Source organism: Sphingobium sp. 3R8, assembly GCF_020166615.1.
GTDB lineage: Bacteria > Pseudomonadota > Alphaproteobacteria > Sphingomonadales > Sphingomonadaceae > Sphingobium > Sphingobium bisphenolicum.
On the sequence record NZ_JAIQXR010000005.1, the window covers coordinates 212,017 to 231,572 of the forward strand.

The 19,556-nt window shown below is 64.2% G+C and carries 18 protein-coding genes; 16 read left to right on the forward strand and 2 right to left on the reverse strand.

The window, feature by feature from the left end; translation table 11 throughout:
- Positions 1 to 44 precede the first annotated feature (44 nt).
- Positions 45 to 1,118, reverse strand: coding sequence for a bifunctional DNA-binding transcriptional regulator/O6-methylguanine-DNA methyltransferase Ada (gene ada, locus K9B33_RS07145; protein WP_224547721.1), 1,074 nt, complete (start codon positions 1,116 to 1,118; stop codon positions 45 to 47).
- Between the two features lie 111 nt (positions 1,119 to 1,229).
- Between ada and K9B33_RS07150 the strand changes: the two genes are divergently transcribed.
- From K9B33_RS07150 to K9B33_RS07205, 12 genes are all read left to right on the forward strand, one after another.
- Positions 1,230 to 2,801 carry a S1C family serine protease gene (locus K9B33_RS07150; protein WP_224547723.1) on the forward strand — a complete coding sequence of 524 codons (1,572 nt, stop codon included), beginning with the start codon at positions 1,230 to 1,232 and terminating at the stop codon, positions 2,799 to 2,801.
- 183 nt (positions 2,802 to 2,984) lie between these two features.
- Complete coding sequence (locus K9B33_RS07155) at positions 2,985 to 3,539, forward strand: F0F1 ATP synthase subunit delta (RefSeq protein ID WP_224547724.1); 555 nt, start codon at positions 2,985 to 2,987, stop codon at positions 3,537 to 3,539.
- Between the two features lie 3 nt (positions 3,540 to 3,542).
- Positions 3,543 to 5,072, forward strand: coding sequence for a F0F1 ATP synthase subunit alpha (gene atpA / locus K9B33_RS07160; protein WP_224547725.1), 1,530 nt, complete (start codon positions 3,543 to 3,545; stop codon positions 5,070 to 5,072).
- Positions 5,073 to 5,078: 6 nt separating this feature from the next.
- On the forward strand, positions 5,079 to 5,702 hold the full coding sequence (locus K9B33_RS07165; protein ID WP_224547726.1) for a LysE family translocator: 624 nt from the start codon (positions 5,079 to 5,081) through the stop codon (positions 5,700 to 5,702).
- A 3-nt stretch (positions 5,703 to 5,705) separates the two neighbouring features.
- Positions 5,706 to 6,590: a F0F1 ATP synthase subunit gamma gene (locus K9B33_RS07170; RefSeq protein WP_224547727.1), complete on the forward strand. Its 885-nt coding sequence runs from the start codon at positions 5,706 to 5,708 to the stop codon at positions 6,588 to 6,590.
- Positions 6,591 to 6,614: 24 nt separating this feature from the next.
- A complete protein-coding gene (atpD, locus tag K9B33_RS07175; RefSeq protein WP_224547728.1) occupies positions 6,615 to 8,060 on the forward strand; it encodes a F0F1 ATP synthase subunit beta in 1,446 nt (481 codons plus the stop codon).
- A gap of 181 nt (positions 8,061 to 8,241) precedes the next feature.
- A complete protein-coding gene (locus K9B33_RS07180; RefSeq protein WP_224547729.1) occupies positions 8,242 to 8,496 on the forward strand; it encodes an ATP synthase F1 subunit epsilon in 255 nt (84 codons plus the stop codon).
- Between the two features lie 286 nt (positions 8,497 to 8,782).
- The gene (locus tag K9B33_RS07185; RefSeq protein WP_224547730.1) at positions 8,783 to 10,762 is read left to right on the forward strand and encodes a hypothetical protein; all 1,980 of its coding nucleotides are present in this window, start codon (positions 8,783 to 8,785) and stop codon (positions 10,760 to 10,762) included.
- Positions 10,759 to 11,343: a hypothetical protein gene (locus K9B33_RS07190; RefSeq protein ID WP_224547731.1), complete on the forward strand. Its 585-nt coding sequence runs from the start codon at positions 10,759 to 10,761 to the stop codon at positions 11,341 to 11,343. The genes K9B33_RS07185 and K9B33_RS07190 overlap by 4 nt, the downstream gene beginning before the upstream one ends.
- Positions 11,344 to 11,440: 97 nt before the next feature.
- Positions 11,441 to 12,970: a CpaF family protein gene (locus K9B33_RS07195; protein WP_224547733.1), complete on the forward strand. Its 1,530-nt coding sequence runs from the start codon at positions 11,441 to 11,443 to the stop codon at positions 12,968 to 12,970.
- 111 nt (positions 12,971 to 13,081) lie between these two features.
- A complete protein-coding gene (locus K9B33_RS07200; protein WP_224547735.1) occupies positions 13,082 to 13,882 on the forward strand; it encodes a class I SAM-dependent methyltransferase in 801 nt (266 codons plus the stop codon).
- 94 nt (positions 13,883 to 13,976) lie between these two features.
- Complete coding sequence (locus K9B33_RS07205; RefSeq protein ID WP_318011092.1) at positions 13,977 to 14,855, forward strand: DMT family transporter; 879 nt, start codon at positions 13,977 to 13,979, stop codon at positions 14,853 to 14,855.
- Here the strand turns inward: K9B33_RS07205 and K9B33_RS07210 are convergent.
- Positions 14,824 to 15,258 carry an OsmC family protein gene (locus K9B33_RS07210; protein ID WP_224547739.1) on the reverse strand — a complete coding sequence of 145 codons (435 nt, stop codon included), beginning with the start codon at positions 15,256 to 15,258 and terminating at the stop codon, positions 14,824 to 14,826. The genes K9B33_RS07205 and K9B33_RS07210 overlap by 32 nt on opposite strands.
- Positions 15,259 to 15,346: 88 nt before the next feature.
- Here K9B33_RS07210 and K9B33_RS07215 point away from each other — a divergent pair, with 88 nt between their 5' ends.
- The 4 genes from K9B33_RS07215 (at position 15,347) to K9B33_RS07230 (ending at position 19,515) form a co-directional block, all read left to right on the forward strand.
- Positions 15,347 to 15,712, forward strand: a complete 366-nt coding sequence (locus K9B33_RS07215; RefSeq protein WP_224547741.1) for a PRC-barrel domain-containing protein — start codon at positions 15,347 to 15,349, stop codon at positions 15,710 to 15,712.
- 189 nt (positions 15,713 to 15,901) lie between these two features.
- Entirely contained in the window at positions 15,902 to 16,570 is a 669-nt protein-coding gene (locus tag K9B33_RS07220; RefSeq protein ID WP_224547742.1) for an RBBP9/YdeN family alpha/beta hydrolase, read from the forward strand.
- A 102-nt stretch (positions 16,571 to 16,672) separates the two neighbouring features.
- A complete protein-coding gene (locus K9B33_RS07225) occupies positions 16,673 to 16,873 on the forward strand; it encodes a YezD family protein (protein WP_224547743.1) in 201 nt (66 codons plus the stop codon).
- A 173-nt stretch (positions 16,874 to 17,046) separates the two neighbouring features.
- Positions 17,047 to 19,515 (forward strand): TonB-dependent receptor, encoded by a 2,469-nt coding sequence (locus K9B33_RS07230; RefSeq protein WP_224547744.1) that lies wholly within the window; start codon positions 17,047 to 17,049, stop codon positions 19,513 to 19,515.
- Positions 19,516 to 19,556 lie beyond the last annotated feature (41 nt).

A 19,556-nucleotide genomic window follows, 5' to 3' on the forward strand; every position in this document is an offset into this window, starting at 1 on the left:
GCCCGCTGCGAATGAAAAGATGCATTATCTCCGGACTTTGACCTTCACTTGCGCCTTTCATGCGCCAGCAGCGCCTGCTTCCGGTCTGCGCCCCAGGCATAGCCGCCCAGCCCGCCATCGCCGCGCACGACGCGGTGGCAGGGGATGAGGACAGCCAGATTGTTGCCGCCGCACGCCGTCCCCGCCGCTCGCACCGCGCCGGGGCGACCGATCGCGGCGGCAATCTCGGCATAGCTGCGCGTCTCGCCCGGCGGGATCGCGCGCAACGCCGCCCAGACCGCCTGCTGGAACGCGGTGCCGCGCACGTCGACCGGCAGGTCGGCGCCCGCTGCGGGATCGTCGACCAGAGCCGCCACCCGCTCCGCCATCGCGTCGAGCGCCGCGTCCGCAGGCAGCAGAGCGGCGTGCGGGAAGCGGGTGCGCAACGCGGCTTCACCTTCGCCGAAGCTGATTCGGCACAGGCCCTTGTCCGTCGCCGCCACCAGCATCGATCCCAGGCTGCTGTCCACCACGCGCCAGCGAATCGCTGCTCCGCGCCCGCCATCCTTCCAGACGCTGGGCGTCATGCCCAGATGCTGCTCGGCGTCCGCATAGGCGCGGCTTGGCGCGCTATAGCCCGCCTCGTAAATGGCGGTGGTCACGTTGCCCGGCTGCGCCAGTGCCGCCTTCAGCCGCTCCGTTCGCAATCCTCGTGCATACGCCGCGGGGGTCAGCCCCGTCTCGCGCTTGAACAGGCGGTGGAAATGATGCGGCGCATAGCCGGCATGAGCGGCGATCGCGTCCAGCCGGGGGGCCTCCTCTGCCGCTTCAATGAAGGCGATCGCCGCCGCCACCGCCAGCCGGTCACGCCCGACCGCGTCGGGATGGCAGCGCAGGCAGGCGCGATAGCCCGCCGCCCGCGCCGCCGCCGGATCGGGCAGGAAGGCCATATTCTCCCGCTTCGGGTGGCGCGCGGCGCAACTGGGCTTGCAATAGATGCCGGTCGTCGCGACGCAGCCGACGAAGCGACCATCCATCGCCCGGTCGCGCGCCAGGAAGGCGTCCCAGCAGGCGTCATCGTCCGGCATCGCGGCGTCAACGCGGTTTGGGGCGGGTTTAAAGCGAGTCATCTGGTTCATGCATATGGGATAGCCCGGCGCGCTTGACCATGCTTCCCGCGCCTTGCTGTCAAAGGCGCCGCGGCATTTCCCGATTGCGCCGCGCCCGGCATCGCATATGAATGCGCCACGATGATCGCCCTATCCCGCCGCTTCGCCCCTGCCCTAGGCTGCCTGATCGCCTTGCTTGCGCCTGCGTCGCTCCATGCCGAACAGCAGGACATCGCTGCGGCCGCCCGCGGGGTCGTGCGCGTCGCGCTGGTCGCGACAGATGGATCGGACGCCTATTTCGTCGGCCATGGCAGCGGCTTTGCCGTCGCACCGGACAAGGTGCTGACCAACGCCCATGTCGTCGAACTGGCGCGCGAGGAGAAAAATCTCGTCATCGGCGTCATCCCGTCGGAAGGGCGCAAGACCTATGGCGGGCGAATCATCGCCTATTCGCCGGGCAACGACCTGGCCCTGATCCAGCTGGAGGAAGGCCGCCTGCCGGTGTCGACCTTCTACGCCGGGGCCGCGACCGACGGGCAGCATGTGACAGCGATCGGCTATCCCGGCACGGTCGACCGGGCGCAGGGCCTGGGTCTCAAGCAGATGGTCGAGCCGCTCGCGACGGTGAAGACCAGCGGCAACATCTCGTCCGGCCGCGCCAGCCAGAGTTTCGACACGCTGCTGCACACCGCCCCGCTCGCGGCCGGCAACAGCGGCGGGCCGCTGACCGACGATTGCGGCCGGGTGCTGGGCGTCAACAGCTTCGGGTCGGTATCGGACGGCAATGATGCGGAATTCGGCTTCGCCGTATCGTGGCGCGAAATCGCCTCCTTCCTGCGCCAGGCCGGCGTGTCGTCGCTCCATACCGTCGTGCCCTGCCGCTCCATGGCGGAGGCCGATGCGGCGGAGGCCAGCATCACCCAGCGCGAATCGCAGGCGACCGAGCAGAAGAGCCGGGCCAGCGCCGATGCGCGCGAACAGGCCATGACCCGTGCCCGCGATGCGGCGGAACGCGACGTCATCACCGCGCGCGAGAATGCGATGGCGGGCGCCGCCGTCCTGCTGGCGCTCGCGGTTCTGGGCCTGGGTGCGGGCGGGCTGTTCTACACGCAGGGCAAGGAAAAACAGTCGACCTGGTTCCTGGCGGGCGGCGGCGTGCTGCTGTTCGCGGCGCTGGGCCTCTTCTTCTTCAAGCCCAGCTTTGCCAGCATCGACGAGCGAGTGAAGCTGCCTGCGGACAAGTCTATCGTGGGCAACAGCGCCTTCGCCTGGAGCGGCGAGAATGTCTGCAAGGTCGATCTGGCGCGCAGCCGGCTGACCATATCGCAGCCCAACGATATCGGCCTCAACTGGGCGGAAGGCGGCTGCGTCAACGGCGACACCCAATATGTCGCATCCGGCACGCTGTGGGAGCGCGCGAGCGTGCCCGACGAGGCCAATTATGTGTCCACCAGCCAGTTCGACCCGGCGACCGGCACGCTGCGGGTGCAGCGCTGGCTGCCCGATCTGGATACGATGGACAAAGCGCGCGCGCTTTTGAAGGACGAGACGGGTAAGGGGACGATCAAGGGCTGCGGCGCCGACTCCGCCCTGCTCGCCCGGATCGCCACGCTCCAGACCGACCTTGGCGCATTGTTGCCCGCCCAGCCCAACGAGCGGATTGTCTATCATTGCCAAAAGGGACGGCTTGCCCCGGCCGATCCTGCCGAATAACCGATTCGTCGCGGCTGAAATACTCAGTCAAATAGACGTGATTTCGCACTATCGATGGAATCGCGTCACATGACTTGCATAGTCATAATCCCGCTGCTAACCGGCCGGGCAACAGGGGCTCGGGACGGGATCAGACCGCGCCCTCTTTTTGCATGACCCGCAATTACGGAGGACGGCAAGCGCGTGGAGATTAACAGCGGCATTCAGGCTAGCCTCAGCGGCCGCTACGCGGTGGCGCTGTTCGATCTGGCCCGCGACGCGAACGCACTCGACACGGTGGCGGACAGCCTGGCCGGGTTGAAGGCGGCCGTCGCCCAATCCCCCGATTTCAAGGGCCTGATCAACAGCCCCGTACTCAGCCGGGATGTAAGTGGCAAGACGATCGCTGCCGTCGCATCCTCCATGGGGACCGACCTGCTGACGACGAAATTTCTCGGCGTGCTCGCCCAGAATCGCCGCTTGGGCCAACTGCCCGCGGTCATCCGCGCCTATGAAACGCTGCTGTCGAATCACAAGGGCGAGGTCCGCGCCGAAGTAACGAGCGCCCACCCCCTCACCAAGACCCAGATGGGCGCTCTGACCAAGAGCCTGAAGGCGCGCGTCGGCCGCGACGTCATGCTCGACGCGAAGGTCGACCCCGCGATCTTGGGCGGGCTGGTCGTCAAGATCGGCAGCCAGATGATCGACAGCTCCATCCGCACACGTTTGAATACGCTCGCCCAGGCGATGAAAGGCTAAGTCATGGATATCAACGCCGCAGAAATTTCGAAGGTCATCAAGGACCAGATCGCCAATTTCGGCACCGAAGCGCAGGTCAGCGAAGTCGGTTCCGTGCTGACCGTGGGTGACGGCATCGCCCGCGTCCATGGCCTCGACAACGTCCAGGCGGGCGAAATGGTCGAGTTCGCCAACGGCGTGCAGGGCATGGCGCTCAACCTCGAAGCCGACAATGTCGGCGTCGTGATCTTCGGCTCCGACGCCGAGATCAAGGAAGGCGACACCGTCAAGCGCACCGGCACCATCGTCGACGTCCCCGTCGGCAAGGGCCTGCTGGGTCGCGTCGTAGACGGCCTGGGCAACCCGATCGACGGCAAGGGCCCGATCGTGTCCGACCAGCGTATGCGCGTCGAGCGCAAGGCGCCCGGCATTATCCCGCGCACTTCGGTCCATGAACCCGTGCAGACCGGCCTCAAGGCGATCGACACGCTCGTCCCCGTCGGCCGCGGCCAGCGCGAACTGATCATCGGCGATCGCCAGACCGGCAAGACCGCCGTCGCGATCGACACCTTCATCAACCAGAAGGCCGCCAATGCGGGCGATGACGAGAGCAAGAAGCTCTACTGCATCTACGTCGCGATCGGCCAGAAGCGTTCGACCGTCGCCCAGATCGTCAAGCAGCTCGAAGAGAATGGCGCGATGGAATATTCCATCGTCGTCGCCGCGACCGCTTCGGAACCCGCGCCGCTCCAGTATCTCGCGCCTTACACCGGCGTGACCATGGGCGAATATTTCCGCGACAACGGCATGCACGCCGTCATCGTCTATGACGATCTTTCGAAGCAGGCCGTGGCCTATCGCCAGATGTCGCTGCTGCTGCGTCGCCCTCCGGGCCGTGAAGCCTATCCCGGCGACGTCTTCTATCTGCACAGCCGCCTGCTGGAACGCGCGGCCAAGATGAACAAGGAAAACGGCTCGGGCTCGCTGACCGCGCTGCCGATCATCGAGACGCAGGCGGGCGACGTGTCCGCCTACATTCCGACCAACGTGATCTCGATCACCGACGGCCAGATCTTCCTGGAAACCAACCTCTTCTATCAGGGCATCCGTCCGGCCATCAACGTCGGCCTCTCGGTGTCGCGCGTCGGTTCTGCAGCGCAGACCAAGGCGATGAAGAAGGTGTCCGGCTCGATCAAGCTGGAGCTGGCCCAGTATCGCGAAATGGCGGCCTTCGCCCAGTTCGGTTCGGACCTCGACGCCTCGACCCAGAAGCTGCTGAACCGCGGCGCGCGCCTGACCGAGCTGCTCAAGCAGGGCCAGTTCTCGCCGCTGCCGTTCGAAGAGCAGACCGCGTCGATCTTCGCGGGCACCAACGGCTATCTCGATAGCGTCGCCGTCAAGGACGTGACCCGCTATGAAGAGCTGATGCTCGCCTATCTGCGTCACGACCACCCCGAAGTGCTGACCGCGATCCGCGACAGCAAGGATCTGGGCGACGACGCCAAAGGCAAGCTGAAGGCGGCGCTCGACGCATTCGGCAAGACCTTCGCGTAAGGCACGATGCTCACCGCCCATAGCCTTCTTGCCTGGACCGTGATGTCGATCGGTCTGGTGTTGCTGCCGGGACCGGACACCATGTTGGTGGCCGGCCATGCGGCGCGCCGCGGGTTGAAGGCGGGGATGGCGGCGATCGGCGGCATCCAGCTCGGCGGCCTGTTCTACATGCTGCTGTGCGGCTTCGGCTTCCTCAGCGTGCTGAACGCGGTGCCGGGGCTGTTCATGGCGGTGAAGATCGCCGGCGCGCTCTACCTCGCCTGGATGGGTCTTGGCCTGCTGCGCGGCGCGATCAAGCCGGTGGAGGCGACGGCGGAAAAGCTGCGGATCGGCGGATCGCCCTTCATGCAGGGTTTCGTCAGCACCGTGCTGAACCCGAAGGTCGCGATCTTCTTCCTGGCCGCGCTGCCGCAGTTCGTCGGCACCGGCCCGGCCGCGCCTTTTCAGGGCATGGCGCTGATCGCGATCGTGTATGCGCTGGGCTTCGTCTGGTGCGCCCTGCTCGCGCTGCTGGCCACGAAGGCTGGTCGCTCGGTCGGGCAGAGCAGCGCGATGCGCTGGTTCGAAGGCGCCATGGGCGTCGGTTTCTTTGGTCTCGCGGGCCGTCTGGCCCTTGCTCGGAACGTGTGATTTATGGCTAGCCTCAAGGAACTGAAGATCCGGATCGGGTCGGTGAAATCGACCCAGAAGATCACCAAGGCGAAGCAGATGGTCGCCGCCGCCAAGCTGCGCAAGGCGCAGGCCGCGGCCGAGGCCGCACGCCCCTATAGCAGCCGCCTCGAAGCGGTCGTCGCCAGCCTCGCGACGAAGATCGCGGGCGGCACGGGCGAAGGGGCTTCCCCGCTGCTCGCCGGCACCGGCAAGGACGAAGTCCATCTGCTGGTCGTCGCCAACTCCGACCGTGGCCTGGCCGGCGCGTTCAACGCCAATATCGTGAAGGCCGCGCTCGCCAAGGCACGCGCGCTGGAGCTGGACGGCAAGAAGGTGCAATTCTACCTGATCGGCCGCAAGGGTCGTCCGGTCATCAATCGCGCCTATCCCGGCAAGATCGTTGCCCAGTTCGACACCACCGGCGCCAAGCAGCCGGGCTACGACCAGGCGCAGGCAATCGGGCAGGAACTCAGCAAGATGTTCCTCGACGGCAAGTTTGATATCGCGCACCTCTTCTATTCGCGCTTCAAGTCGGCACTGGCGCAGATTCCTACCGAACAGCAGATCATCCCGGTCAAGATTCCGGCCGACGCCGACCGCAACGCCATCCCCGCCACGGTAGAATATGAGCCGAGCGAGGAGGCGATCCTGGACGACCTGTTGCCGCGCAACATCTCGATCCAGCTCTTCAAGGCGCTGCTGGAAAACAACGCATCCGAACAGGGCGCGTCGATGACCGCGATGGACAACGCCACGCGTAACGCAGGCGACCTGATCAGCAAACTGACGATCCAGTATAACCGCAGCCGCCAGGCCGCGATCACCACCGAACTCGTCGAAATCATCTCGGGCGCTGAAGCCCTCTAAGACCCCGCACGCAAGGAAGCAGTCATGGCAACCACCAACAATGTAGGCCGCATCTCGCAGGTCATCGGCGCCGTCGTCGACGTGACCTTCCCCGATGCGCTCCCGTCGATCCTGTCGGCGCTGGAAACCAGCAACAACGGCCAGCGCCTGGTGCTGGAAGTCGCCCAGCATCTGGGTGAAAACACCGTTCGCACCATCGCGATGGATTCGACCGAAGGCCTTACCCGCGGCCAGGAAGTGACCGACACCGGCGCGCAGATCAGCGTTCCCGTCGGCCCCGCGACGCTCGGCCGCATCCTCAACGTCGTCGGCGAGCCGATCGACGAGCGCGGCCCGGTCGCCACCGACATGCGTTCGCCGATCCATGCCAAGGCCCCCGAGTTCGTCGACCAGTCGACCGAAAGCGCGATCCTGGTCACCGGCATCAAGGTCATCGACCTGCTCGCTCCTTACGCCAAGGGCGGCAAGATCGGCCTGTTCGGCGGCGCGGGCGTCGGCAAGACGGTTCTCATTCAGGAACTGATCAACAATATCGCCAAGGGCCATGGCGGCACCTCGGTCTTCGCAGGCGTCGGCGAGCGTACCCGCGAGGGTAACGATCTCTACCACGAATTCCTCGACGCCGGCGTCATCGCCAAGGATGCCGACGGCAATGCGATCAGCGAAGGCTCGAAGGTTGCGTTGGTTTATGGCCAGATGAACGAGCCCCCGGGCGCGCGCGCGCGCGTCGCCCTGTCGGGCCTGACCATCGCCGAATATTTCCGCGACGTCGAAAATCAGGACGTGCTGTTCTTCGTCGACAACATCTTCCGCTTCACCCAGGCGGGCGCGGAAGTGTCCGCTCTGCTCGGCCGTATTCCGTCGGCGGTGGGCTATCAGCCGACCCTGTCGACCGACATGGGCCAGTTGCAGGAGCGCATCACCTCCACCAACAAGGGGTCGATCACCTCGGTGCAGGCCGTGTATGTTCCCGCGGACGATCTCACCGATCCGGCGCCGGCGACTTCGTTCGCGCACTTGGATGCGACGACCGTTCTCAACCGCGCCATTTCGGAGCTGGGCATCTACCCGGCGGTTGATCCGCTCGACTCCACCAGCCGCGTGCTGGAGCCGCGCACCGTGGGCCAGGAACATTATGACACCGCGCGTGCGGTCCAGTCGATCCTGCAGAAGTATAAGTCGTTGCAGGACATCATCGCGATCCTGGGCATGGACGAGCTGTCGGAAGAGGACAAGCTGACCGTCGCCCGCGCGCGCAAGATCCAGAAGTTCCTGTCGCAGCCGTTCCACGTCGCCGAAGTCTTCACCGGCATCAGCGGCAAGTTCGTCCAGATCGAAGACACGGTGAAGTCGTTCAAGGCCGTGGTCGATGGCGAGTATGACCATCTGCCCGAAAACGCCTTCTACATGGTCGGCGGCATCGACGAAGCGGTCGAAAAAGCCAAGAAGCTGGCGGCCGAAGCGGCGTAAGCCAGATAAATATTGCCCCTCCCTTCCAAGGGAGGGGTTGGGGGTGGGTCGCGAGCGAAGCGAGCATCAATCCATCCCGACGGATTGCAGGCGATTGCTGCGCAATCTCACCCACCCCCGGCCCTCTTAGGAGGGTCACGCGCCCCTCCTAAGACTTGAACGGGAGGGTGGAGAGTTACAGATGGCATTGCATTTCGAACTCGTAACCCCGGAAAAGCTGGTCCGCTCGGCCGAAGTCTGGCAGGTCGTGGTGCCCGGCACCGATGGCGACTTCGGCGTGCTGGAGGGTCATGCGCCCTTCATGTCGACCGTGCGCGACGGCAGCATTCAGATCTTCGCGACGGCCGGCGCCGCGCCGGAAATCATCCCGGTCGAAGGCGGCTTTGCCGAAGTGAATGAAAAGGGCCTGACGGTACTGGCCGAAAAGGCCGGCTGACCCCCTTCCCGCGGACAAGCAGGATATATCGAGAGCGGCGTCGCATGGCGCCGCTCTTTTTGTTGGATCATCAACGCATCGCCCGGAAGGTCGCACCGCCTCCGGCAGTCGAACCAATGCCATAATGGCGGCTCCTCGCAACGCAGGTGCGCACGACGCAATCACTTGTTTACCATATTATCCTAGGTCGCGCAGTGCAGAGCGACGTCGAGAGAATATCGGATGACAAAGCGTTCCACTATTCTGAATGGCGATCCACGCTTCTGGCCGGCAAAGCGCCGTTAAGATGTCCGATCCCTTTCTTGGCGATCTGGTCGCGCTCCTCGTCGCTATTGCAGGCGGCCTGATCTGGATAATGTTGCCGGGCGCAGGCCTTTTGCACCTTTTTGACGTGGGCGCTGATCGCTGGGGACGTGGCTGGCAAAGGCTGGGCTGGGCCTTGCTTCTGGCCTTCACCATCCTGCCGGCGGTTGATGCACTCGTCGCGCGGGCGGGCGGCCTGAATGCAGTGGCGGGTTGTCATGCCGTGCTTGCGTTACTCGCGTTGCGACGCGCGACATGGTTGAAGCCCCGTGCCGAAGGCTGGCGAATAGCGGCGCCGCTGCTTTTGATATGGCTGTTCATCGTCATTTTCGCCTTCGTCGACATAAGGGTCGGCGGGACGCTGAACAAGTCGATGCTCGAATATGACCTGGTCAAACATGCCGCAATAACCAGCGCCATCGCTCATCAGAACCTGCCTTTCACGGACCCTTTCTTCGCTCGCCCCGCAGCCGTGGGCTATTATTATTATTTCTATCTCTGGCCCGCCGCGATCCAGCATTTCGGCCCGTCCTTCCTGGATGGTCGCATGGCTTTCGGCGCAGCGACCTTTTGGGCCGGCCTTGCCTTTCCCGCGCTGCTGTGGCGCATCGGGGCCGATAGCGGACTGATCCGCCAAGGCCATATGCGCCGCTTCACGGCCCTCATCCTGCTCTTCTGCTTCCTGTCGGGCGCGGACCTGATCGCGATGGGATTCCGCTTCCTCTGGACCGGCACCGTCACCGGCCAAAGCGACTGGTGGAACTGCGAAATCGGCTTTGCCGTCCATTCGATGCTGTGGGTGCCGCATCATATGACAGCCGTCATCGCGGCGTGGACGGCGATGCTGCTTCTGGTGCGGGCTGGCGAGCGGGACGCCACGGCGCGATGGCCGCTGGCTGTCGCCGCCGGGCTTGGCATAGCGACATGCTTCGGGTCGTCCGTGTGGATCATGCTGACCATTGCGCCGGTCCTGACGATATGGGGCGCGATCAGCCTTTTCCGGCGGGACATGACCCTGCTCCTGGCGGGAATCGTCGCGTTGCTGGGCGCCTCGATCCAGATTGCCGACCTTCTGGCATTTCGCGACGATGGCGCATTGCCCATCGCCTTCGCCATTCGCCCCTTCGCCCTCTTCTTTCCTGACGGAGGAGACGGAGCGCTGTTCAACCTGGCGCTGCTTCCGCTGAACTATGCCGCGGAGTTCGGCGTCTTCGCCTGGGGCGCGATCATGTGGTGGAAACGGGATTTGCGCTGGCCGCGACATCCGGTTCAGATATTGCTCCTCGCCAGCGCCCTGTTTTCCCTACTGATCAGCAGCTTCCTCAAATCGACCATCATCAGCAATGATCTGGGCTGGCGCGCGATCTGGTTCGCGCAATGCGCCGCCATCATCTGGACGGCGGCCTGGCTGCATGATCGCCCCCACTGGTTCCGCGAACGCGCCCTCAGCTTCAAGCTGCTGCTGATCCTGGGCCTGGCGGCCGTGATCTGGGATATTGTCGGGCTGCGGCTCATCCGTGCGCCCTATGCGCCGGTCGCGGGCTTCGGCACCATCTTCACGGCGCGCGCCAGCGATGAAAGCGAACGCGGCATCTATCGATGGGCCGCCATCCACCTGCCCGCGCATGACGTCATCCAGCATAATCCCGTGCTGAAGCGGCGCGCGTTCAATTTCGGCCTGTATGGCGTGCAACGGACGGGCGTTGCCGATGTGGAAGCCAATCTGTTCGGCGCTTCGCCAAGAGCGGTGGAACAGCGCATCGCCCTGGTCCGCCCGATCTTCGACACGCCATTGCCGCCAGCCAGCGTCCGCATTCGCGCGCAGGCCGCCGGCATTGATCATCTGCTGTTCGCGTCGGACGATCCTGTATGGGGCAAGGCCGGCGGTCCTCCGCCCGGCCTGCGCTGCAACGTCCGCGAACCGCTTGCCTGCCTCGTTTCGGTGAAGGAAATCCAGCCATGAACGCCCTGTTCCGTCGCCTGGCCGGCCTGGCCCTGATCTATCTGCTGGTGCTGGCGGGCGGGTTCCTCCTCTATCTGGCGCTGATCGCGTCGCCGCTGCTGGGGGCGATTCCGCTGCTCTTCTATCGCGGTGTACTGATCGCCTTCATCGGCGCGCTTCTGCTGGGGCTGTTGCTGGCGATCGCGGGGCGCCGCGCTCCCGCCCTCGATCTGTCGACCGGGGTCGGGGCGGTCGCATTGTCGCTTGCGTTCAACATCAGCTTCCTGATCGTCTTCCCGGTCACGTTCGACCGATCGATCACCATGTTCCTGCTGGCCCGGATCGAGCGGCAGGACGGCCAATTGACGCCGCCCATGCTGGAGAATGTGTTCATACGCGAATATCTGGGCGATCTGCGGCAGATCGATCGACGGGTCAGCGAACAGACGTTGTCGGGCAACATCGTCCAGCGTGACGATGGCCGCATCGCATTGACGCCGCAAGGGCGCCGGCTGCTGTCGAGCGCCCGGCAGGTCGGCGGCTGGTTCGGAGCCGATCCGCGCTTCGTGACGACGCCGGAACCTGCGCCGCCGCGCCATTAGGCATTTATCAAAGTTTCCAGCCTATTCACCTTCATCATCCCACGGACCGGTCCTTACCTTTGGACCGGGCCAGTCGCGAAAATAGTGGCGGAGAAATATGAGCGCCTTTGGACGGAAAAATGGACCCGCCGGCATCAAGCCCGGCTTTGGCGTTGCCCGCCCGATGCAGGGCGGCAGCCCGAAGGAAGAAGCGCCGCGTGGCGGCGATCAGTTCCCGCCGCTCGATATCGCGTCGCTGCCGGGCGAAGTCGCCTTCGACCCGTTGGCGGCGCCGACCAGCCAGATGCAGCGCAATTCGGACGCCATGGCGCGGTTGTCGGACCGCGCCAATGCCGAACATGTGCCCGACGCCGGGCCACAGGGGTTCGAGGCCAGCGTCCACAAGATCAAGGAACAGGTGCTTCCCCGCCTGCTCGAGCGTGTCGATCCCGAGGCCGCCGCGACGCTGACCAAGGATGAGCTGGCGGAGGAATTCCGCCCGATCATCATGGAAGTGCTGGCGGAACTTAAGCTGACCCTCAACCGCCGCGAACAGTTCGCGCTGGAAAAGGTGCTGGTCGACGAATTGCTGGGCCTTGGCCCGCTCGAAGAATTGCTGAACGACCCGGACATCACCGACATCATGGTGAACGGGCCGGAACAGACCTATATCGAAAAGAAGGGCAAGCTGGTCATCGCCCCGATCAAGTTCCGCGACGAGGAGCATCTGTTCCAGATCGCGCAGCGGATCGTGAACAAGGTCGGTCGCCGCGTCGACCAGACCACGCCACTGGCCGACGCCCGCCTGCCCGACGGCAGCCGCGTCAACGTGATCGTGCCGCCACTCAGCCTGAAGGGCACGGCGATCTCGATTCGTAAATTCTCCGCCAAGCCGATCACCATCGACATGCTCGCCCAATGGGGCGCAATGAGTCCGAAGATGGCGACGGCGCTGAAGATCGCCGGCGCCTGCCGTTTCAACGTGGTCATTTCGGGCGGCACGGGTTCGGGCAAGACGACGATGCTCAATGCCCTGTCGAAGATGATCGATCCGGGCGAGCGCGTGCTGACGATCGAGGACGCGGCCGAACTGCGCCTGCAGCAGCCGCACTGGCTGCCGCTGGAAACCCGTCCCCCGAATCTGGAGGGGCATGGCGCGATCACGATCGGCGACCTGGTCAAGAACGCCCTGCGTATGCGGCCTGACCGCATCATCCTGGGCGAAATTCGTGGCGCGGAATGTTTCGACCTGCTCGCCGCGATGAACACCGGCCATGACGGCTCCATGTGTACGCTCCACGCCAACTCGCCGCGCGAGTGCCTGGGCCGTATGGAAAATATGATCCTGATGGGCGACATCAAGATTCCCAAGGAAGCGATTTCCAAGCAGATCGCCGATTCGGTCGATCTGATCATCCAGGTGAAGCGCCTGCGCGACGGGTCGCGCCGCATCACCAACGTGACCGAAGTGATCGGCATGGAAGGCGACGTCATCGTCACCCAGGAACTGTTCAAGTTCGAATATCATGATGAAGACGACAGCGGAAAGATCATCGGCGAATATCGCTCGATGGGCCTGCGTCCCTACACGCTCGACAAGGCGCGCATGTTCGGCTTCGACCAGCCGTTCCTGGAAGCCTGCCTGTAACGCCGGTTCGTAACTTATTGTGGCTGGCGGGGGATTTCTCTCCCGCCGCCCCTTGCGCGCCCTGCGCTAGACGGCCACACCTCGCTCTCCCTGAAAGAGAGAGGATCCCAGATGAACCGTCTCGCCCTGATCGCCGCTGCCATCGCCATCCTGCCCGCCGGCGTCGCCGTCGCCCAACATGCCGGCCACAATCAGGCCGCCGACCCGATCGCCGCCGCCATCGCCGCGCCCAGCCGCACGCCCAAGAATGTCGCACGCGATCCCTATCGCCACCCGGCCGAGACGCTCGCCTTCTTCGGTGTGACACCGAGCCAGACAGTTGTGGAATATAGCCCGAGCGGCGGCTGGTACACCGAAGTCCTGGCTCCGCTGTTGCGCGACCATGGCACCTTCTACGCCCTGCAACCCACAGGTCGCTATCTGGACGGCTACAAGACCTTCCTGGCGGCCAATCCGGCCGTCTATGACAAGGTGAAGGTTGCCGCCTATCCCGAGGAAGCCGCCGACATCCCGGCCGGCAGCGTCGACACGGTACTCACATTCCGCAACGTCCATAATATGGTCATGGCCGGGAACGAGGCCGCGACCTTCAAGGCGTTTTTCGATATGCTCAAGCCCGGCGGCACGCTGGGCGTGGTCGATCATCGCCTGCCCGAAGATCGCGACAGCGCACTGGAAAAGAGCAGCGGCTATCTGAAGGTTTCGACCATTCGCCGCATCGCGCAGGCGGCGGGCTTCGACTATGTCGGCGCGTCGGAGGTGAACGCCAACCCCAAGGATACGGCCGACTGGCCCAAGGGCGTGTGGACTCTGCCCCCCTCGCTCAGCCAGAAGGACGTCGACAGGGACAAATATCTGGCGATCGGCGAAAGCGACCGGATGACACTGAAATTCCGCAAGCCGGCCAAGTAGGACAATATCGACCCCGCCCGGTTGCGTCGTGGCGCAACCGGGCTAAGGCGGCAGCGTGACCGCAACCGCCCGTCCCCATCGTCCGCTCTTCGCCATCGGGCTGCGCCTGGTCGCCGTCCTGTGCCTGTCGGTCATGTTCGTGACCGTGCGGGTAGCGAGCGAACATGGCGTCCATGTCATCGAATCGCTCTTTTACCGGCAGGCTCTGGCGCTGCCGATGATCCTCATCTGGGTCGCGCTGGCGGGCGGCCTGCGCACCGTGCGCACCCGGCGGATCGGCGTCCACGCCAGCCGCATGATGATGGGGCTGACGGGAATGCTGCTCAATTTCCTGTCCTACATCCTGCTGCCCCCCGCGGAAGCCGCGACGATCGGTTTCACCATGCCTATTTTCGGCACGATATTGTCGGCGCTGATCCTGCGGGAGGCGACCGGCATTCACCGCTGGAGCGCGGTGCTGGTCGGTTTTATCGGCGTGCTGGTGATCGTGCGGCCGGACGCGGGCCATTTCCCGATCCAGGGGGTCGCGGTCGCCATTGCCGCCGCGCTGGTGACCGCCAGCGTCAGCCTGGTGCTGCGGGAACTGGGCCGGACCGAAGCGGCGGGCGTCGTCGTCTTCTGGTTCACCGTCCTGTCGATGATCCCGCTGGACATCGCCATGCCCTTCGTCGCGCAGGCGCATGATGCGCTGACATGGGGATTGCTGCTGGTGATCGGTCTGTTCGGCGGAATCGCGCAACTCTGCCTGACCGCCGCGCTGCGCTGGGCGCCGGTGTCGGTGGTATTGCCGATGGATTATAGCACGATCATCTGGACCACCCTGCTAGGCGTCGCGATCGGCGAAAACTGGCCGATGGCGACGACCTGGGCCGGCGCGGCGCTGATCGTTGCCAGCGGCCTCTATATCGCCTGGCGCGAACATGTCCGCGCCAGGCGTCCGGTCATCCGTTCAGCAGTTCCGCCTCAAGGCTGATATCGGCTTTCAGCAGCTTGGAGATCGGACAATTCGCCTTGGCCTTGCCCGCCAGTTCCTGGAAGGTCGCGTCGTCGGTGCCGGGGATCGTCGCCTTCAGCGTCAGCTTGCTCGCGGTCACCGCGAAACCGTCGTCCAGCTTCTCCAGCGTCACGACCGCGGTCGTGTCCATCTTCTCCGCCGTCAACCCCGCTTCGCCCAGGATCAGCGACAACGCCATGGTGAAGCAGGAAGCATGGGCGGCGGCGATCAGCTCTTCCGGATTGCTGCCCGGCTGCCCTTCGAACCGGGTGGCGAAACCATAGGGATAGGCGTCCAGCGCGCCGCTCTGGGTAGAGATGGCGCCCTTCCCGTCCTTGAGGCCACCGCTCCATACTGCCGAACCGCTGCGATTGATCTTCATGGCCTATGCTCCTTGTGATGAGCCGGAGGAACCCCGGCGGTCCCCCATGGTTGCATCATCATAGCTGCATTTCTCACAGGAGCGTGACATGACTGACCTGACGATGGAAAATCACGGCGAACTCATCGCCTCCGACCGGGTCGAAGGCACCGCCGTCTACAACCGCCAGGGCGAACGCCTGGGCAAGATCTCCAACTTCATGGTGGACAAGCGCAGCGGCCAGGTGCGCTACGCCGTGCTGTCCTTCGGCGGCTTTCTGGGCATGGGGCACGACCATTATCCCCTGCCCTGGTCGATGCTGACCTACGACACCGGGCAACAGGGTTATGTCGTCGATCTCGACAAGCAGTTGCTGGACAATGCGCCGCGCTACGGCGCGGACAAGCGGCCGGATTATGACGATGGCTATGGCCGCAACGTCTACCAATATTATGGCCTGATCTACCCCTGGTAAGGCGTCCGAAGGCGCGACCGATCGGCCGGGCCGGCATGATGCCGGCCCGGCCGCATTGCTGTTGACGATCCCGCTGTGATGGCGTCTTTCCGGCTGCCTAGATTTCACCACATTTCGCCGCTTGCCCATTGTCTACCATATGAATAGAATTATTGTCGGAGCCTCGACAGCAAGGATGAGGATCAGACCATGGAGCGATTCGGTTTTTCGGGTGACACGCGCCAGCCGGTCGTGCTGACCATCCCCGGCCTCAACAATAGCGGGCCGGGCCACTGGCAGACAATCTGGGAAGAAACGCGCGGCGATTGCGAGCGGGTGGACCTGGGCAGCTGGGCCAGCCCCAACCGCAATGCCTGGGTGACGCGGCTCGACGCCGCCATCCGCGAAGCGAACGGGCCGGTCATATTGGCGGCGCACAGCCTGGGCTGCCTGGCCGTCGCCTGGTGGGGCGCTTTGCAAAGCCAGGCCTATGGCTGGCCGGTGACCGGCGCGCTGCTGGTCGCGCCGCCCGATTGCGACCGGATGGAAACGCCCGAGACGATCGGCGGATTCGGCCCCACGCCCCGCGCGCAACTCCCCTTCCCCTCGATTCTGGTGGGTAGCCGCGACGATCCCTATATCTTCTTCGAACGCGCCCATAGCGTCGGCAAAAATTGGGGCAGTCAATTTGTCGATGCGGGCCATGCCGGTCATATCAACGCAGATTCGGGTCTCGGCGACTGGCAGTTCGGGCAATCCCTGCTCGAACGGCTGATCGACAATGCGCAGGAACAGGCGTCCGCCATGCGCCAGATGCGCCCTGCGCTGCCCATGGCCCAGCAGGAGCGCAAGGCCCAGCGCCCGACCCTGCACCCGTAAGGCTCACCCCCGAGGGGCGCGACAAGACAAACTTGCGCGCCCCTTATATTTGCTTTTTTGTCTATCTTTGTAGTTGAGATATTAGACGAGCCAGAGGTGTCCATGAGCGAACATAAACCGATCGAACTCCGTCACGCCCGTATCGACGGCGCCCGCACGGACTTGCGGCCCGATATCGCCGCGAGCGTCGACAAGGTGCGCAACGTGCTGGAAGCGCTGCGTTTCGGATCGATCACGCTGACCGTCCATGACGCGCGCGTGGTCCAGATCGACGTGACGGAAAAGACGCGCCTGACCAACTGAACGATCAGGCGGGGGCGCCATATATTTCGGGCTGCAACGAGCGGCCCAGGCGGCAGGGGATGGGCCGCCGTTCCGATCTTCATCCCCAATATCGGCTTTGACCGGATCACCGGAAGTGCCGCGATCACAAGACAACCAGATTGGCACCGGACAGCCGGATAAAGGGGAATATCATGATTGCGCGTTTCCTGTTGCTCGCGAGCGTCGCGGGCGCTTCCATCATCACGCCCAACGCCTTTGCGGAGGATGCGATTCAGCCGCCTGCGGACGGCGCCGAACAGGTCGCCGGACAAACCAACGTGCGCGGCGACGTGATCGTCGTTACCGCCCGCCGTCGCCAGGAAACCGCGCAGGAAGTGCCATTGGCGATTTCCGTGGTCCGCGGCGACAGCATCGAGGCAACCGGCAACTTCAACATCGTCAAGCTCCAGCAACTCGCGCCGACGTTGCAGGTCTACACCACCAACCCGCGCAACACCTCGGTCAATATCCGTGGCCTGGGCGTACCGTTCGGCCTGACCAGCGATGGCTTCGAACAAGGCGTCGGCATCTATGTCGACGACGTCTACAACTCGCGCGTCGCCGCCGCGACCTTCGACTTTCTCGACGTGGCGCAGGTGGAAGTGCTGCGCGGACCGCAAGGTACGCTTTACGGCAAGAACACCACGGCCGGCGCGATCAACATCACGACCAACCAGCCGACCTTCGATTTCGAAGGCCGCGCCGAACTGACCGTGGGCAATCTCAATTACAAGCAGGCTAAGGCTGCCGTGTCCGGCCCGCTGTCCGAGACCATCGCCGCCCGCATCGCGGTCGCCGCCACCACGCGCCGGGGCACGCTCTACAATGTGACCAGCCAGCGCTGGATCAACGAGCAGGATAATCTGGGCATTCGCGGCCAGTTACTGTTCAAGCCCAATGACGATTTCAGCGTCACCCTGTCCGGCGATTACAGCAAGCAGGATCCCGAATGCTGCGGCACGACCTTCGTGCGCGTCGGCAAGACCCAGCGGCCGCTCAATCGCCAATATGACGCGCTGGCCGCTGCGCAGGGCTATGTCGTGCCCAGCCGCAACCCCTATGACCGTCTGACCGACCTCGATTCCAACCTGAACGCCGGCAACAAGATCGGCGGCGTGTCGGCCAAGATCAAATGGGATGTCGGTCCCGGCACCCTGACCTCCGTCACCGCCTGGCGCTTCTGGGACTGGAAGCCGGAAAATGACCGCGACTTCACCGGTCTGTCGATTGTGTCCAAATCGCAGAACCCGTCGCAGCAGGACCAGTATAGCCAAGAATTCCGCTATAATTACGAAAGCAAGGATGTCGACTTCGTCGTCGGCCTGTTCGGCTTCAAGCAGCGGATCGACACCCAGGGCACCGAACAGCAGGGCGACGATGCGGCCCAGTGGAGCCTTGCGCCCTCCACCGATCCGACCAACCCCGCCAATATCCCGGCGACGCTGTCCGGCCTGACCGCCAGCAATACGCAATATCTGAAGGCGGACAGTGCGGCCCTGTTCGGCCAGCTTAGCTGGAAGGTGACCGACGCGCTGACCATCCAGCCGGGCGTGCGGCTCAACTATGACAAGAAGTCGGGCTTCTATCAGCGCGTCGTCACCAACGCGCAGGGCCAGGCCATCAGCTGCACCACGGTGGCGGAACCCGGCACCATCAAGGGCACGACCCAGCAGTGCGGCGTCTACCAGCCGCAGGTCAGTGCCCCGTCCGACAGCGCCTGGAACTTCACCTACGATTTCAACGTCAATTACAAGGTCGCCCGCGACGTGCTGGCCTATGCGACCTATGCCAAGAGCTTCAAGACGCTGGGCATCAACCAGAACGGCCTGCCGCTCAATGCCGACAATAGCGTCAATTATGACGCCAGCACGGTGAAGCCGGAATCGGTCAATCATTATGAAATCGGCCTCAAGACCCAGTTCTGGGACCGCCGGGCCACCTTCAACCTCACCGCCTTCCGCACGGAGATCAAGAATTTCCAGGCGACCGTGAATGGCGGCCAGTTCGGCACCGTGCGCGGTTACCTCGCCAACGCGGAAAAGGTGCGGTCGCAAGGGATCGAGGCGGACTTCAAGGTCGTCGCCAGCGACCGTTTCACCGCCTATGCCAATGGCGCCTATACCGACGCCCAATATAAGAAGTTCACCAACGCGCCCTGCCCGCCCGAACTGTCGGGCGGCACGTTGCAGCCTTCGGGACAGCCTGCGGATTATTCGCAGCCGGGCGTCCCCGGCGCGCTCAGCCCTCGTCAGTGCGACATTTCCGGCCAGGATCTGCCCGGCGTGTCGAAATGGGCCTTCTCCTATGGCGCGGAATATAATATTCCGGTTACGCTACTGGCGAAGGAGGGCCAGGCCTATCTGGGCGTCGACGGCAGTTACCGCTCGCACTGGAACTCCAACGCCTCGCCGTCCATCTATACCGAGGTGAAGGGCTATGCGCTGACCAACTTCCGCGCCGGCTTCCGCGGCGAAGGGTTCGACATTTTCGGTTGGGTCCGCAACGCGTTCGACGTGAACTATATCGAAAACCTCCAGGTCGCGCCGGGCAACACCGGCCTGATCGCCGGTCAGGTCGGCGATCCCCAGACCTGGGGCGGCACGATCAAAGTCTCCTTCTGACCACTCACCCCTGCGGAGGCGGCTTGCCGTATCCGCAATTT